The 15,075-nt window shown below is 62.4% G+C and carries 15 protein-coding genes and 1 pseudogene; 10 read left to right on the forward strand and 6 right to left on the reverse strand.

Annotated features, from left to right (window positions below; translation table 11 throughout):
- The first annotated feature begins 2 nt into the window (after positions 1-2).
- The 4 genes from NA647_RS13635 to NA647_RS13650 all read left to right on the forward strand — a co-directional run bounded on the left by NA647_RS13635 (position 3) and on the right by NA647_RS13650 (position 3,633).
- On the forward strand, positions 3-1,157 hold the full coding sequence (locus tag NA647_RS13635; protein WP_256058163.1) for a beta-glucosidase: 1,155 nt from the start codon (positions 3-5) through the stop codon (positions 1,155-1,157).
- Positions 1,154-2,959: an ABC transporter ATP-binding protein gene (locus NA647_RS13640; protein ID WP_256058164.1), complete on the forward strand. Its 1,806-nt coding sequence runs from the start codon at positions 1,154-1,156 to the stop codon at positions 2,957-2,959. Before NA647_RS13635 ends, NA647_RS13640 begins: the two co-directional genes overlap by 4 nt.
- Positions 2,956-3,171 (forward strand): KTSC domain-containing protein, encoded by a 216-nt coding sequence (locus NA647_RS13645; protein WP_256058165.1) that lies wholly within the window; start codon positions 2,956-2,958, stop codon positions 3,169-3,171. Before NA647_RS13640 ends, NA647_RS13645 begins: the two co-directional genes overlap by 4 nt.
- Before the next feature lie 246 nt (positions 3,172-3,417).
- Positions 3,418-3,633: a dodecin gene (locus tag NA647_RS13650; protein ID WP_256058166.1), complete on the forward strand. Its 216-nt coding sequence runs from the start codon at positions 3,418-3,420 to the stop codon at positions 3,631-3,633.
- Positions 3,634-3,699: 66 nt separating this feature from the next.
- Here the strand turns inward: NA647_RS13650 and NA647_RS13655 are convergent, their stop codons facing one another.
- From NA647_RS13655 to NA647_RS13665, 3 genes are all read right to left on the reverse strand, one after another.
- Entirely contained in the window at positions 3,700-4,695 is a 996-nt protein-coding gene (locus NA647_RS13655; protein ID WP_256058167.1) for an LLM class flavin-dependent oxidoreductase, read from the reverse strand.
- A gap of 29 nt (positions 4,696-4,724) precedes the next feature.
- Complete coding sequence (locus NA647_RS13660) at positions 4,725-5,135, reverse strand: hypothetical protein (protein ID WP_256058168.1); 411 nt, start codon at positions 5,133-5,135, stop codon at positions 4,725-4,727.
- Between the two features lie 278 nt (positions 5,136-5,413).
- Positions 5,414-5,839 carry a hypothetical protein gene (locus NA647_RS13665; RefSeq protein ID WP_256058169.1) on the reverse strand — a complete coding sequence of 142 codons (426 nt, stop codon included), beginning with the start codon at positions 5,837-5,839 and terminating at the stop codon, positions 5,414-5,416.
- A 134-nt stretch (positions 5,840-5,973) separates the two neighbouring features.
- On the opposite strand from NA647_RS13665, the gene NA647_RS13670 reads away from it, so the two are divergent.
- From NA647_RS13670 to NA647_RS13690, 5 genes and pseudogenes are all read left to right on the forward strand, one after another.
- Positions 5,974-7,122, forward strand: coding sequence for an aminopeptidase (locus tag NA647_RS13670; protein WP_256058243.1), 1,149 nt, complete (start codon positions 5,974-5,976; stop codon positions 7,120-7,122).
- Between the two features lie 152 nt (positions 7,123-7,274).
- Positions 7,275-8,450, forward strand: a complete 1,176-nt coding sequence (locus NA647_RS13675; protein ID WP_256058170.1) for a hypothetical protein — start codon at positions 7,275-7,277, stop codon at positions 8,448-8,450.
- An 11-nt stretch (positions 8,451-8,461) separates the two neighbouring features.
- A complete protein-coding gene (locus tag NA647_RS13680) occupies positions 8,462-9,175 on the forward strand; it encodes a DUF892 family protein (RefSeq protein ID WP_256058171.1) in 714 nt (237 codons plus the stop codon).
- Positions 9,176-9,425: 250 nt separating this feature from the next.
- A pseudogene (locus NA647_RS13685) lies at positions 9,426-9,644 on the forward strand (alpha/beta hydrolase); the annotation flags it as partial.
- A gap of 127 nt (positions 9,645-9,771) precedes the next feature.
- Entirely contained in the window at positions 9,772-11,715 is a 1,944-nt protein-coding gene (locus NA647_RS13690; protein WP_256058172.1) for an alkaline phosphatase family protein, read from the forward strand.
- On the opposite strand, the gene NA647_RS13695 is transcribed toward NA647_RS13690, so the two are convergent.
- The 3 genes from NA647_RS13695 to NA647_RS13705 all read right to left on the reverse strand — a co-directional run bounded on the left by NA647_RS13695 (position 11,708) and on the right by NA647_RS13705 (position 13,885).
- Entirely contained in the window at positions 11,708-12,352 is a 645-nt protein-coding gene (locus NA647_RS13695; protein WP_256058173.1) for an HAD family hydrolase, read from the reverse strand. The genes NA647_RS13690 and NA647_RS13695 overlap by 8 nt on opposite strands.
- A gap of 114 nt (positions 12,353-12,466) precedes the next feature.
- Positions 12,467-13,003, reverse strand: a complete 537-nt coding sequence (locus NA647_RS13700) for a gamma carbonic anhydrase family protein (RefSeq protein WP_256058174.1) — start codon at positions 13,001-13,003, stop codon at positions 12,467-12,469.
- 51 nt (positions 13,004-13,054) lie between these two features.
- On the reverse strand, positions 13,055-13,885 hold the full coding sequence (locus tag NA647_RS13705; protein WP_256058175.1) for an AraC family transcriptional regulator: 831 nt from the start codon (positions 13,883-13,885) through the stop codon (positions 13,055-13,057).
- A gap of 84 nt (positions 13,886-13,969) precedes the next feature.
- Here NA647_RS13705 and NA647_RS13710 point away from each other — a divergent pair, with 84 nt between their 5' ends.
- Positions 13,970-14,962, forward strand: coding sequence for a bile acid:sodium symporter family protein (locus tag NA647_RS13710; protein WP_256058176.1), 993 nt, complete (start codon positions 13,970-13,972; stop codon positions 14,960-14,962).
- The last annotated feature ends 113 nt before the right edge of the window (positions 14,963-15,075 follow it).

Genomic DNA, 15,075 nt, shown 5'->3' on the forward strand with positions numbered 1-15,075 from the left:
CGATGTATCAGCCCACGTTGTTCAAGAGTTTTTTTATGGGCGGCTTCGAATGCTCGAACCACCGCCGTAGCGATGGGCGGCGTCTCGATCTGCTGGCGGCGACCGGCCATGACCGCTGGGCCGCGCATGACTATGGCGTACTCCAGCGCCACGGTTTACGCAGCGTACGTGACGGGCTGCGCTGGCACCTGATCGAAGGCGCGCCTGGCCAATATGACTGGTCGAGCTTCCTGCCGATGCTGCAGGCCGCACAGCGGCACGGCACCCAGGTGATCTGGGATCTGTGCCACTACGGCTGGCCTGACGACATCGACATCTGGCGCCCGCAGTTCGTCGAGCGCTTCGCCCGTTACGCGGCGGCGGCGGCGCAGCTGGTCAAGGATGAAACCGACACGGTGCCCTTCTACGCGCCGCTCAACGAGATTTCGTTCTGGGCCTGGGCCGGCGGCGACGAAGCCTATTTCAATCCGATGGCGCGCGGTCGCGGCTTCGAGCTCAAGCATCAGCTGGTACGCGCCACCATCGCCGCGATGCAGGCAATACGCGACGTCGAACCACGGGCACGTTTCGTCCAGGTCGACCCGGCCATTCACGTAGCGGCGGCCAACGACCGCCCCGGCCCGCAGCGTGAGGCCGAGCGTTTTCGCCAATCGCAGTTCGAAGCCTGGGACATGCTGTGTGGAGAAATCTGGCCGGGCCTCGGCGGTGCGCCGGAATACCTCGACGTGCTGGGCGTCAATTACTACTCCAACAACCAGTGGTATCACGGCGATGGCCGCACCATCGAGCGCGACAGTCCTGACTATCGGCCCTTCAAAGGCATCCTCAGCGAAATATGGCAGCGTTACAAACGTCCGCTGCTGATTGCCGAAACCGGTGCCGAGGGCGACTTACGCGGCGACTGGCTGCGCTACGTCAGCGAGCAGGCGGGGCTGGCGATGCAGCGCGGTGTTCCGGTCGAAGGCATTTGCCTGTATCCGGTACTCGATTACCCCGGCTGGACCGACGACCGCCTTTGCCCGGTCGGGTTGCTGGGCTTCCCCGATGAAAACGGCAACCGCTGTGTGCATGAAGGCCTGGCCGATGAGCTGCGCCTGCAGCAACTGAGGTTCAGCCAGTTCAACGCCTCGCTGCCACTCGCCGAAGCATTGCCATGAACGTACCGGCCCAGCCGCCCAAAGCGAAGCCTCAGGAGGCGCCGCTTCCAAGCCGGCCGGTGGCCTTTCTCTGGCATTACATTTGTGGTCGACCGTGGCATTTCAGCGGCTTACTGGCGCTGATCATAGGCGCCGCCAGTTGTGCGGTGGCGGTGCAGTACGGCATGAAATTGCTGGTCGACGCCATGGCGCAGGGCGGCTCGGATCGAGGCGCCGCCAACGTCTGGCTTCCGTTGGGGCTTTTCATCAGCCTGATCGTTGTCGAGAACGTGTTCTGGCGTCTCGGCGGCTGGCTCGGTTGTCGCACGGTGGTGGCCAGCGTGGTGGACATCCGCGTCGACCTGTTCAAGCACCTGACCGGCCATCCGATGCGCTATTTCACCGAGCATTTCGCCGGGTCGCTGGGTAATCGGATCTCCGCGGTCGGCCAGGCTGCGGGCGCGATCTATGGCGGACTGGCCTGGAAAATCGTCCCGCCGATCGTCGATTTCATCGGCGCGGTGGTGGTGCTGCTCACCGTCGATGTGCGCATGGCGGTGGCGCTGATCCTGTTCGTCGCCATCGTCGCCGCACTGATCACTGGGTTCGGCATTCGTGGCCGCTCCAAGCATCAGCGGTTTGCCGCGCAATCGGCGCGGGTCGGCGGTGAATTGGTCGATGCGGTCTCCAACGTCTGGACCATCAAGGCGTTCTCCGCGCGTGATCGTGAGGCCGAACGCCTGGCTCACGAGATAGGTTATGAAGCCCGCGCCCAGCGCCGCAGCTGGATGTACCTGGAAAAAGCACGGGTGATGCACGACATCTGCTTGTCGGTGATGGCCGGCGGCATGTTGATCTGGGCCATCAATCTGTGGATCGGTGGGGAAGTAACCGCGGGTGACGTGGTGCTGGTCAGTGCACTGACCTTTCGTATCCTGCATGGCTCGCGCGATCTGGCGCTGGCGCTGGTGGATGCTACTCAGCAGATCGGCGCCATCGATGACACCCTACGCATCATCGTCCAGCCGCATGGCCTGGAAGACAGCGACGCCCAGCTGTTGCTGGCCGAGGGCGACATCACCTTTGAAAACATCAGCTTCAGCTATCCCGATCGCGGCGCGGTGTTCGAGCACCTGGACCTGCATATTCCAGCGGGGCAGAAAGTCGGCGTGGTGGGCTCCTCGGGGGCTGGCAAGTCGACGCTGATCAACCTCATCCAGCGCCTCGATGACGTGAAGGACGGGCGCGTCCTCATCGACGGTCAGGACATCCGTGGCGTCAGCCAGGACAGCCTGCGCGAGAAGATCGCTGTGGTGCCGCAGGAAACTGCACTGTTCAACCGCAGCATCCGGGAAAACATCCGGTATGGCCGACCTGGCGCCACCGACGAAGAAGTAATCGCCGCCGCGCGCAACGCCTTCTGCGACGCCTTCATCCGCGAGTTGCCACAGGGCTACGACACGCTGGTCGGCGAACGGGGCGTGATGCTTTCCGGCGGCCAGCGTCAGCGCCTGGGCATCGCCCGCGCTTTCCTCAAGGATTCGCCGATTCTGATCCTCGATGAGGCCACTTCGGCGCTCGATACCCAATCCGAAGCCGAGATCCAGGCGGCGCTGAACAACCTGGTGCACAACCGCACCGTGGTGGCAGTGGCGCATCGCCTGTCTACGCTGTCGAGCTTCGACCGGATCATCGTGCTGCGTGAAGGACGCATCGTCGAGGACGGCCCCCCGCATGATTTGCGCGTCCGGGGTGGCGAATTCGATGCGCTTTGGCGAATGCAGGCCGAAGGCTTCAAGCAGCAACCTGATCCGGCTGTATGAAGCGTGTCGCGGTGTCCTCGCGCAGCCTGCGTTCGCTGGGCTATGACGTCGACGAGCAGGCGCTGGAGGTGGAGTTTCACAACGGCTCGGTCTATCGCTACGAGGAGGTTCCGGCTGAGGTGGTGCAGGCGCTGCTCGAAGCGGATTCGCTGGGCCGTTACTTCAATCAGGTGTTCAAGCCACAGCATTACCGCTACCGGCGCCTCGAATAATCTGCGTGGTTGGCCCGCTTCGCGTGGATGCGGATCGCGAGCAATGTGGTGGGCTTCAGCCCACCAACGAGGCCAGCGCCACTGGTGATCTGAAGCACACCCTACTTGCTACTCGTGCCTGCGACTTTCCTTTTTAACGGCTTCGATTGCACCGTTGCGCTGAACTTACGCGCCCCTGCGCGGGCCTCAATCAGACAGGATGCGTCACCACCGAGCGGAGGCTCTTCAGATCAGAAGGGGAAATCTATGTCGGATCATCACACGTACAAGAAAATTGAAATCGTCGGCTCCTCGCGCAACAGTGTTGACGAAGCGATTCAGAACGGTATCGCCGAAGCCAGCAGCAAGCTGCAGAATGTCGAGTGGTTCGAAGTGGGCGAAATTCGTGGCCACGTCGAGGGAGGCAAGGTCGGACATTTTCAAGTCACGATGAAGGTTGGCTTCCGCCTCGCCGATAGCTGATCGCCGTTGTTGTTGGATGCTGGGCGGCGCTCCGCTTCAGCCCACCGGTGATCTCTGCGCCAACCGTCACCGCAACCCGGCAAGAATCTCGAACGCGCGGTGGCGGTCGGCGGTTTCGTAGAAGTCGCAGGTAAAAATCAGCTCGTCGGCCCCGGTCTGCTCCAGCAGAATCTCCAGCCGCGCGCGGATCTTTTCCGGGCCGCCTATCAGCGCCATGCCGAGGAAATTGCCCACCGCGTCCTGCTCGTGTGGCAGCCACTTGCCTTGCATGCTCTGCACCGGCGGCACAAGTACCAAGCTCTGGCCACGGATCAGCGCCAGGATGCGTTGGTAGGCAGTGGTCGCCAGGTATTCGGCCTGCTCGTCGGTGTCGGCGGCCATCAGCGGTACGCCAAGCATCACGTAGGGTTTGTCGAGCACCTCGGACGGTTGGAAATTCTCGCGGTACAGGCGAATCGCCTCATGTGCATAACGCGGCGCGAAATGCGAGGCGAAAGCGTAGGGCAGCCCCTTGGCGGCAGCCAGCTGCGCACTGAACAGGCTGGAGCCGAGCAGCCAAATCGGCACTTTGCTGTCAACGCCGGGCATGGCGATTACGCGCTGGTTGCGCTGACGCGGGCCGAGCAGTAGCTCCAGCTCCTCGACATCAGCCGGAAAGTCGTCGGCGCTGCCCATGCGGTCACGGCGCAGGGCGTGGGCGGTGAACTGGTCGGCGCCCGGTGCGCGGCCCAGACCGAGGTCGATGCGGCCTGGATAGAGCGCTTCCAGCGTGCCGAACTGTTCGGCGATCACCAGCGGTGCGTGGTTGGGCAGCATTACTCCGCCGGCGCCCAGACGAATCCGCGAGGTGCCGGCCGCCAGATAACCGATCAATACGGACGTGGCGGCGCTGGCGATGCCGTCCATGTTGTGGTGTTCGGCCACCCAGAAGCGCTCGAAGCCGAGCTTTTCGACGTGCTGGGCCAGCGCCAAAGCGTTGCGCAAGGCGAGGCCGGCATCGCCGTCATCGCGGATCGGCGCCAGGTCAAGGGTGGAAAAACGGGTGTGTGCGATACGGGACATATTTTCTTCTCTCTGCTGGCGGGGCGGGCTCAGTAACAGTGCTCCGCCTCAGCGCGGGCCAGTACTTGGTGCTGTTCGTCGCGCAGCCAGCCCTGCGGCGTGAAGCCCAGCGAACGCGCCTGAAACAGGTAGCGCCGCCCGGCCTGGAAATTGTCATAGCGGATGACCATGGTACAGCGTAGGTATTGGGTTTCGCCGAAGATGCCCATTCCGCCGCTACTGATTTCGAATTCATAGCGCGCTTCGAGTTCATGCGCGCCGGGGCTGACCTGGAAATAGCGGCCGTCTGGCGTGCGTTTGTCGTCCAGACGATCGGACATAAAAATGTCGCTGGGTTGTGCGGTCAGATCGATCCAGGCCATGTTCGGATCGGGTGGCGGCAGTGGACTGGCGCAGCCGGAAAGGCCGACGATCAGGAGCAGGACAAATGGCAGACGCATGGCAGTTCCTCCAGCGGGCCCCGTCAGCCCATTGCTGCGGCGGTCCCTGTCGAGCCTGAGCCAGATCAGGCCGTGTGACAACTACTGCGCTCGGCCATGCTGCGTTAAGAACAGACTCGTGCGCGAGTCCGATCAAAATACTCAGCTCGTAACTCGCGTGCGAACCCAGTTCGCTTTCTCGCCTGTTTTGTGGGGCCGCCTAGTTCTTGCCTGACCTTAGCTCGCTACGTTCTCACACGGCCTGAGCGGCGACGCTTTTACAACGATCTGCAGCTAGCTCAGCGGATGGCGACACCGCCGCAGCCGCGTTCGGTGGCCTTGGCCAGCAGCTGATCATGTTGATCGTAAAGCCGCGCCCAGGGGCGGAAGCCGTAGCCACCGGCGACCAGACGATAGCGGGCGCCGGCATCGAAACCGTCGTATTCCAGAGTCAGGCGGCAGTCACGTTCCAGTGCTTCGCTGTCGCCGCCAACATTGGCCGGCCCCACCTCGAAGCGGTAGCGCATGCCCAGCTGATGGCTGCCGGGCGTCACTTGAAAGTATCGGTGATCGTCCAGCGGCCTCGAGTCCACGGCAACGGCCTTGAGTTCGGTTTCGCCACGCGGGGCCAGCTCGATCCAGGCCTGGTTCGGGTCCGGCTGGGGCATCCACAGGGCGCAACCGCCGAGTGTGGACAGCGCGAGAGCAAGGATCAGGATTCGCATGACGAGTCTCCACCGCTGAGGGCGCGGTCTGGCTGCGAAGGCTTGCTGCCTTCGGTGGTTGGGTGGGCTTCGATGTCGTTGTAGGCTCAGCGCATCGACCGAGCAGGTCTTCAAATGCGAGCAGGCGTTTGTTCATTTCGAAGCTGAAAACCGCCCTTGTCGACAGCCGAAGCGTGCGCTGGGTTCCGCTGCTGCTGGCCGTTGGTCTGAATGGCTGCAGCACCTATTACGGTCAGCTGGCGGTCGGTCAGCTGGATCTGTTGCGCCAGCGTGAGCCCATCGCCGCCATCATCGACAACCCCCAACGCAACCCACAGCTGCGTCAACGACTGAGCTTGATGCTACAGGCCAGAGCCTTCGCCAGCAGCGCGCTGGCCTTGCCGGATAACGGCAGTTACCGGCTCTATGCGGACATCCAGCGGCCTTACGTGGTGTGGAATCTGTTTGCCACCGAGGAGTTTTCCGTCGCGCCGCTGACCCACTGTTTTCCGATCGCCGGTTGCGTGGCCTACCGCGGCTACTACCAGCCGGGGCGGGCGCGGGGGGCGGCAGCATTTCTCAAGGCAGAGGGCTACGACACGCTCGTAAGCGGCGTGCAGGCTTACTCGACGCTGGGCTGGTTCGACGACCCGCTGCTCAGTTCCATGCTGCGTTGGGACGATGAGCGTCTGGCCGGACTCATCTTCCACGAACTGGCGCACCAGCAGCTGTACGTGCCTGGCGACACCGCTTTCAACGAATCTTTCGCGTCCTTTGTCGAGCGCGAGGGCCTGCGCCAATGGCGTGCCAGTCGCGGTTTGCCGCCGCTCAGCGACGCGGCACAAAGACGCTCCGCCGAATTCACCGAGCTGTTGCTAGAAACTCGGACGCGGTTGGCGGCGCTGTATGACAGCAACCTGGACGAATCGGCCATGCGCGCCGCGAAGCAGGCTGAGTTCATGCGCCTGCGCCAGGCCTACCGCCAGCTGCGCGATGGCGCCTGGAAGGGTGATCGCCGTTTCGACCGTTGGATGGCTCAGCCGCTGAACAATGCCAGCCTGTTGCCGTTCGGCCTGTATGACGGCTGGGTGCCGGCGTTTGCCGCGCTGTTCGAGCAGGTCAACGGCGATTGGGTGCGTTTTTACGCGCAAGTCGAAGCGCTGGGTCGACTGCCCCCCGACGAGCGGGCGCGTCTCCTGGAGACGTTTCGTTTAAGCGCAGCGCCGCCTCGCTCAAGGCTAGCTCGGACAAGCGTCGGGGCGGGTTTTGCCTTACCGGACCCGCAACTCATTCGAAGGGGTTGACTGCCGCCGCTCGTCTTTTTCGCGCGTTTTTGCCCCCAATCCTGCGGAATTGTTTTCCGCTTTCCTCCGTCCATTTTTCAGGACGTCGGCACCAGCTGCCCGTGATTCAGCTCGTACGTCTATTCAATACAAGCCGTAAAAACGGAGGCTTCATGGACAATTTATCCGGCATTCTCGATAACAAGGGCACGCCGCTCGAAAAGCAGAAGTTCACCTGGAAGGAAATGGCGGGCAAGCCGATCAGCAAGCTGGACGACGACGCCTTCACCCGGGTGCGGATCATTCTGATGAACGGCGTCGAAATCGATGCGCTGCGTCTCAAGCATGGCATTGCCCGTATCACAGGCCAGCTACGCGGCCCGCTCGCCGAGATTCGTCGCGTCGAGCAGCACCAGGCGACGATGATCAACTGGTTGATTTCCGCCGACCATTCACCGCTGGAAACCACCGTCGCCTACGAGCAGGTCGCCATCGAAGTTACCGCCGCCGTGGCCCAGACCGAGCCCGATCCTTATCAGGCCCAGACCTATCGCTTCGGCCTGCTGGAGGACTTCGACCATCTCTACCGCTACGCGGCGATGCTCGATCGCCTCGAAGGCAAGGATGCGAACAACATCCTGCAGGGCTATACCGACATTGTGCCGGGCCGGCAAACATCCGAGCACCATCGCCATCCGACCAATGACCTGCGTGACAGCTACGCCAAAGAGGAAGCGGCGTTGATCACCAAGATCCACTGTGCGCTGATCACCGCTGCTGAATTCCAGACGCATGATTACTACATGAACGTCGGGCCGTTGTTCGCCGACCCGCTGGCGCGCCAGCTGTATGCCGAAATCGCCTCGGTGGAAGAACAGCACGTGACCCAGTACGGTTCGCTGGCCGATCCGCAGGAGTCCTTCATGGAGAAGTGGCTGGTGCACGAGGCCATGGAGGTCTATGCCTACGCCAGCTGCGCCGAGCAGGAAACCAATCCGCGCATCAAGGCCATGTGGGAGCGTTTCCTCGATTACGAGCTGGGCCATCTGAACATCGCCTGCGAGCACTTCAAGAACATCGAGCGCCGTGACCCGGCGGAAATTCTCGGAGGTCCGTTGCCTAAAATGATTGAGTTCAAGAGCCAGCGCGAATTTGTCCGTCAGGTCCTCGCTGCCGAGGTCAATCTGCGAACCAGCGGCACCCAGTACGTCGACAAGAGCGAAGAGCCGCAGAATTCGCTCGATTACCGCAACCAGCTCAACTCCGAGGGCATCGCGTCGAGCATTGTTTCGGCGGGCTATCAGTGGGCGCCGGGTGGCGAACTCATGGGTATGCGCAAGATTTCTTGAGGAGAATCGACATGGCGACTTCAGCGAAATTAGGCACCAATTTCACCGGGGTGCAGATGTCCCCGAAGGACACCAAGAGCCTGCTCGAGGCGGTCGAGCAATTTCCGCCAACCGTGCCCGGCGACTCCAAAGGCATCATGCTAGAGCGCGTAAAGCGCGCCGAAGAAGCCGACCGTATCGGTTCGGTGCCGGTCCCCGGTTCGGCCAAGGGCATGCTCAAATCGACTTTCGACATGGCGATGGGCAAGAGCCCGGAGTTGCTGGTCGACAAGCTCGGCGAGCGGTTGGCGTTCGAGCGCAGCGGCGTGCGTCTGTATGACGCGATGATCGCCAAGGCGAAGGCTCTAGGCACAGCGGAATCCGATTTGATCCAAGTGCTGCAGCACATTCGTGACGAAGAGTTCGAGCACATGAACATGGTCGCCGAGGTGATCGAGACGCTTGGCGCCGACCCGACGGCGCAGACGCCTTGCGCTGATGTCGCGGCGGTGAAGTCCATGGGCGTCATGCAGGTGCTTACCGATCCGCGCACTAATATTGCGCAGGGTATGGGCGCACTGCTCACCATCGAGCTAGAGGACAACGCCGCCTGGGAGCTGCTCATCGAACTGGCCGAAGCAGGCGGCCATCCGAACATCGCCAAAGGCTTTAAAAAGGCGAAGGACCAAGAGGATGACCATCTGGTGAAGATCAAGACGCTGATCCGTCGGGACCTGATAGGCTAGATCAAATAGACAGCGCGTGCGCTTGAAACTTGGCGCGCCTCTTGGGCGCGTCTTTTTTATGCGCGGATTCTTTATGCACGGAATCAGCGCGGCGGCGCCACCGCGATGGCCGGCTTGAAGAACAGCGTTGCGCCTCGGGCCAGGTTGGTAAGGCTAACGTGATCATTGGCGACGTCCTCCTTGATGGGCTGCTGTTGACTGGCGACCCTGAGCGTGACGCGGGTGACGGCACCAGCGGTCGGTTGCGGCGCTGCCGTTCCCCAGCCTGCTGGTGGGGTCGGACAACGATGTGGCGGCCAGTCCCGAACGCGCCTGGGCGATGGGCAATGCCTGGGGCAGTGAAGTGGCGATTCTCAGCGGGGCCGGGCACGTCAACGTAGCGTCCGGGCATCGCCGTTGGGAACAGGGTTTCGCGTACCTCTATCGGCTGCTGCACCGCATCGAACAACGAGTGAAACGTCGGGCCTGAGGCGATTCGCTGGCGACATGGCGTGGGTGAGCGGGTTTGGAGCAGATGGATGAATGACGCTGCAGGACGGGGCGAACCGGCGGCATTCGTTACACTCTGATCTCCAACGCCGCCATCGAGCCGCTGCATGTCCAACTCGCCATCCGACACCCTTTCATCCCTGCCGCCTGTGCTCGCCGGGCCGCTGTTGCGCAGGTTGCAGGCCGATCGCCTGGTGCTCTGGCTGGTTGCCAGCGAGCCGCTTTCGTTGCGCCTGACGCTACACCCCGACGGCGAGCAGCCGCGTTCACTGTCGTTGGTTGGCGAAGCTTGTCGCCGGCTGCGTATCGGCACTTCGGCCTGGTTGCATCTGATCGACCTGCGCCTGGATGCGTCGTTACCGGTTGATCAGCTAGTGGAATACGACCTGTTGATCCTACGCGATGGTGTCGCACAGACGATTGCCGAGTGGGCGCCGCATCTGCTTCACGACGGCGCCGACCGACCGGCCTTCGTCATCCGCTCGCGCCACGATGACTTGCTGCACGGCTCCTGCCGCAAGCCGCATCACGTATCGGCAGACGGGCTGGTAAAGGTCGATGAGCTGATTGCCCAGGCCCGCCAGGCACCCGAACGCTGGCCCGCCGCGCTGCTGATGACCGGCGATCAGGTCTACGTCGACGACGTCGCCGGGCCGACTCTGGTCGCTATCCACGCGCTGATCCGTCGGCTCGGGCTTTATGGCGAATGCCTGGAAGGCGCGACCGTCGCCGACAGCGATGAGCTGATGGCGCATCCGGCCACCTACTACCGACGCGAGCAGTTGCTGCCGGCGTTCAAGTCCAACGAGGCGTTACGTGAGCGCTTCTTTGGCGGCGTCGAGAAGCCAGTGTTCACCACCGCCAACGCGCATAACCACCTGGTGACGCTGGCCGAGGTGCTGGCGATGTACCTGCTGGTCTGGTCGCCCGTACCTTGGCGCCTGATCGAAGTACAGGCACCGCCGCTGGACGAGAAACTGGCCGAACGCTGGTCTCGCGAGGCGAGTTGCATCGAGGCCTTCCGGGCAGGCTTGCCGTCGGTCGCGCGGGCACTGGCGCATCTGCCGTCGCTGATGATCTTCGACGACCACGACGTCACCGACGACTGGAACCTCAGCGCCCGCTGGGAACAAACCGCATACGGTCATCCCTTTTCGCGACGCATCCTCGGCAATGCGCTGCTCGGCTATCTCCTGTGCCAGGCGTGGGGCAATGTCCCCGAGGATTACGCTGCGCCGCTGCAGGCCATCGAGGCGTTACTGGCAAGTGGCGAAGACGGGCAGCTCGACTGCGCGTTGCAGAATGAGATGGTGGATGAGGTGCTACAACGCGGCGATTGGGGCTACGTACTGCCCAGCGAACCGGCGGTAGTGGTGCTCGACACTCGCACCCGGCGTTGGCGCAGCGAACTCCGCCTGAGCCGGCCGTCGGGTCTGATGGACTGGGAAGCGCTCACCGACCTCCAGCAGCACCTGCTCGATCAGCGATCGGTGGTCATCGTTTCGCCGACACCGATGTTCGGCGTCAAGCTGATCGAGACCGTGCAGCGGGTGTTCAGCTGGGCCGGGCAGTCGCTGCTGGTCGATGCGGAAAACTGGATGGCCCATCGCGGCGCCGCACAGACCATGCTCAACATCTTTCGCCATACGCGTACGCCGGGTAACTACGTGATCCTGTCCGGCGACGTGCATTATTCCTTTGCCTATGAAGTGCATATTCGGGGCCGTGTCGGAGGGCCGCGGCTGTGGCAGATCACCAGCAGCGGGGTAAAAAACGAGTTTCCTCGTCGCCTGCTGGATCTGTTCGACCGGCTTAACCGATGGCTCTATTCGCCGCGCTCGCCGCTGAACTGGTTCACCAAGCGCCGCCGGGTGCGGGTCCAACCGTGGCTGCCGAGTCGCAGCCAATCCGGTGAGCGATTGTGGAACGGCGCCGGCATTGGCCGCATCTGCCTCGATGATGAAGGCCGACCGCTGCGTGTCGAGCAGATCAACGCCGATGGCTCGCCCCCGGTGACCTTCAACCCCGGACGCGACCAGATGCCTAGCTGAACGCCGCGCGCAACGCCGCAAGCGTGGCGTAGTAGTAGGCAGGCGATTCGGCCATTAGCTCGGCGTGGCTGCCGAAGCCGTAACCGACAGCGGCAGCCTGCAGGCCGTTTTTCCGGGCGCCGATCAGGTCGTGCTTACGGTCGCCGATCATCAATGTCTGCTGTGCATCGAGCCGTTCTTCGGCGATCAGGTGCGCGATCAGCTCCACTTTGTTGGTACGGGTGCCGTCTAGTTCGCTGCCGTAGATCACCTTGAAGTGATGATCGAAGGCGAAGTGACGAGCGATCTCGCGCGCGAACACCGAGGGCTTGGAGGTCGCGACGTAGAGCGTCCGGCCCTGACCGCGCAGGTGTTCGAGCATCTCCAACACGCCGTCGAACAGAAGGTTTTCGTAGAGGCCGGTGACCTTGAAGCGCTCACGGTAATGCCCAACCGCCTCCCACGCGCGGGCCTCATCGAAGCCGTAGAACTCCATGAATGCCTGCAACAGCGGCGGGCCGATGAAGGGTTCGAGCTTTTTCAGATCAGGCTCGTCGATACCGAGCCTGGCCAGCGCATGCTGAATCGAACGGGTAATGCCTTCGCGCGGGTCAGTGAGGGTGCCGTCGAGATCAAAGAGGATGGTGGAGTGGTGCATGAGAACTCGTCGTTACGTTTCGGTAGGCGGCATTCTAGGTCCGTTCCCATTTCGGGACGCAAGCCTGTAGGGCCGAATTCATTCGGCCATGGTGGTGGCCGAACAAGTTCGGCCCTACGTCCCTTCTGCCATATGCATGTTCTTCAACTTCACATAGTTGCCAGCGGTATAGCTGAAGAAGCTGCGCTCCTTTTCGGTCAGCGGACGAGCTTGTTTAACTGGGCTACCGACGTAGAGAAAGCCGCTTTGCAGTGTCTTGCCCGGCGGTACCAGGCTGCCGGCGCCGATGATGACTTCATCTTCGACCACGGCGCCGTCCATGACGATCGAACCCATACCCACCAGGATGCGGCTGCCCAGGGTGCAGCCGTGCAGGGTGACCTTGTGGCCGACGGTGACCTCATCGCCGATGATCAGCGGGAAGCCGTCCGGGTTGAACGGGCCTGCATGGGTGATGTGTAGCACGCTGCCATCCTGGATGCTGCTGCGCGCGCCGATGCGAATGCGGTGCATGTCGCCACGGATCACCGTCAGCGGCCAGACCGAGCTGTCTTCGCCGATCTCGATGTCGCCGATCAGCACGGCGCTGGGGTCGACGAATACGCGCTCGCCGAGCTTCGGGGTGTGGTTCTGGTAGGTGCGGATGGACATGGCTGGCTCCTGTGCGAATGCGCTCAAGCTTCGGGCCTAGCGGGCCGGGTTTCAAGAAGGGACTTGGAGCCCGGACGGATTCTGCCGCCTGGCATCGCGGAAGAACTCGCCGGGCGTGGCGCCGAACTGCTCGCGAAACGCGGCGATGAAGGCCGATAGCGATTCGTAGCCGCAGCCCAGCGCCACATCGGTCACCCGCTCGCCACCCTCCAGCGCCGGCAGCGCGCTGAGCAGTCGCAAACGTTGTCGCCAGGCGCGAAAACTCAACCCGGTTTCGCGCAGGAACAGCCGGCTCAGGGTGCGCTCCGAAACGCCCAGCGCCTGGCTCCAGTCGGCCAGGCTTTCGCGAGAGTCGGGGTGGTTCTGCAGTCGTTTGCACAGCTGGCGCAGGCGCGGCTCGTCCGGCAATTGCAGCACCAGTTCGATCTCCGGCGCGCAGCTCAGCTGATCCAGCAATACTTGCACCAGACGCCCTTCCGGGCCGTCTTCGGTATAGGCTTCGGGCAGCGTGCTGAAATGCTGGATCAGTTCACGCAGCAGCGGGCTGATCTGCAACACGCGGCAGCGTTCGGGGGCGTCGCCGACCACGCTGCGGTCGATGTACAGGCTGCGGATGCAGGTATCCGACGCGCAGAACACTTGGTGGGTGACTCCCGCTGGTATCCAGACCGCGCGCAGTGGCGGGGCGATAAAACGGCCGTTGTCAGTCCGCACTTCAAGCACCCCTTCGACCGCGTGGGACAACTGCACCCAGGGATGGCTGTGGCGGTAGCCGAGCTTGAGATTAGGCGGCGAATCGAGCTGACCATAGACGGGCCGAGGCAGCGCTTTAAGCTGGCTGAGCCGAGTGATAAGTGCTGTTTGTTGTCCGATAGGCGACATTTAATGCCTGCTTGGCGTTAGTCGGAAGGCGGCACTCACGTTAAGGTCCATTCCTGTTGACTGCAAGCCTCAAGGAAATCACCCATGGCCAATCTCCGTATTCTCTTCGATAACTTCACCCTGGCCCTGCTAGCAGTGGTCGCGATTGCCACGCTGTTTCCCTGTGAAGGACAGGTCGCGGTGTTCTTCGAGTGGCTTACTGCCGCCGCTATCGCCTTATTGTTTTTCATGCACGGTGCCAAATTGTCGCGTGAAGCGATCATCGCCGGCGCTGGCCATTGGCGTCTGCACCTGCTGGTCTTTGCCTGCACCTTCGTGATGTTTCCGCTGCTGGGGCTTGCGCTCAAGCCAGTGCTAACGCCGATGGTCGGCACTGAGTTGTACTTGGGCATGCTCTATCTGTGCGCATTGCCAGCTACGGTGCAATCTGCCATCGCCTTCACCTCGCTGGCGCGTGGAAACGTGCCGGCGGCTATTTGCAGCGCGGCGGCGTCGAGCCTGATCGGTATCTTCCTCACCCCTTTGTTGGTATTGCTGCTCATGGGCGTCGAGGGCGAAACGGGCTCGACCCTGGATTCCATCGGCAAGATCGTTTTGCAGTTGCTGGTGCCCTTCATCGTAGGGCAGATGGCGCGGCGTTGGATTGGTGCCTGGGTCACGCGCAACAAGACCTGGCTGAAGTCGGTCGATCAAAGCTCAATCCTGCTGGTGGTCTATACAGCGTTCAGCGGTGCGGTGGTCGACGGCTTGTGGCAAATCGTGCCGCTCAGTCATTTGTTGGGGCTGACCGTGGCCTGCTGCCTGTTGCTGGCCATCGTTCTGTGGCTGACCAGCGTTCTGGCCAAAATTATGTGTTTCAACCTGGAGGACCGCATCACCATTCTGTTCGCCGGTTCGAAGAAGAGCCTGGCGACGGGCGTGCCGATGGCCCAAGTGCTGTTTGCCACCAGCGCGGTCGGCATGATCATCCTGCCGCTGATGCTCTTCCACCAGATCCAGCTGATGGTCTGCACAGTGCTCGCCCAGCGCTACGCGCGCCGACCCGAGCTGCCGGTTGAATCGCCTGCGGCTCTGTAGAGTCGCTTTTGTCCAAGCTACTCGCACGGCCATCTGAGGGAGCCAGGAGGACGCCTAATCCAGTCCTTGCTGGCGATCCGAGGCGATGAAACACAACACTGCATAAACCTGCA

Origin of the sequence: Stutzerimonas stutzeri (assembly GCF_024448985.1) — a bacterium.
GTDB lineage: Bacteria > Pseudomonadota > Gammaproteobacteria > Pseudomonadales > Pseudomonadaceae > Stutzerimonas > Stutzerimonas stutzeri_AP.

Excerpts from the sequence above, each read along its gene's own strand:
- NA647_RS13650 (WP_256058166.1), top strand. The coding sequence starts at position 3,418 with ATGTCGGATCATCACACGTACAAGAAAATTGAAATCGTCGGCTCCTCG.
- NA647_RS13690 (WP_256058172.1), top strand. The coding sequence starts at position 9,772 with ATGTCCAACTCGCCATCCGACACCCTTTCATCCCTGCCGCCTGTGCTC.
- NA647_RS13675 (WP_256058170.1), top strand. The coding sequence starts at position 7,275 with ATGGACAATTTATCCGGCATTCTCGATAACAAGGGCACGCCGCTCGAA.
- NA647_RS13640 (WP_256058164.1), top strand. The coding sequence starts at position 1,154 with ATGAACGTACCGGCCCAGCCGCCCAAAGCGAAGCCTCAGGAGGCGCCG.
- NA647_RS13710 (WP_256058176.1), top strand. The coding sequence starts at position 13,970 with ATGGCCAATCTCCGTATTCTCTTCGATAACTTCACCCTGGCCCTGCTA.
- NA647_RS13635 (WP_256058163.1), top strand. The coding sequence starts at position 3 with ATGTATCAGCCCACGTTGTTCAAGAGTTTTTTTATGGGCGGCTTCGAA.
- NA647_RS13680 (WP_256058171.1), top strand. The coding sequence starts at position 8,462 with ATGGCGACTTCAGCGAAATTAGGCACCAATTTCACCGGGGTGCAGATG.
- NA647_RS13645 (WP_256058165.1), top strand. The coding sequence starts at position 2,956 with ATGAAGCGTGTCGCGGTGTCCTCGCGCAGCCTGCGTTCGCTGGGCTAT.
- NA647_RS13665 (WP_256058169.1), bottom strand. The coding sequence starts at position 5,839 with ATGCGAATCCTGATCCTTGCTCTCGCGCTGTCCACACTCGGCGGTTGC.
- NA647_RS13660 (WP_256058168.1), bottom strand. The coding sequence starts at position 5,135 with ATGCGTCTGCCATTTGTCCTGCTCCTGATCGTCGGCCTTTCCGGCTGC.
- NA647_RS13655 (WP_256058167.1), bottom strand. The coding sequence starts at position 4,695 with ATGTCCCGTATCGCACACACCCGTTTTTCCACCCTTGACCTGGCGCCG.
- NA647_RS13700 (WP_256058174.1), bottom strand. The coding sequence starts at position 13,003 with ATGTCCATCCGCACCTACCAGAACCACACCCCGAAGCTCGGCGAGCGC.
- NA647_RS13695 (WP_256058173.1), bottom strand. The coding sequence starts at position 12,352 with ATGCACCACTCCACCATCCTCTTTGATCTCGACGGCACCCTCACTGAC.
- NA647_RS13705 (WP_256058175.1), bottom strand. The coding sequence starts at position 13,885 with ATGTCGCCTATCGGACAACAAACAGCACTTATCACTCGGCTCAGCCAG.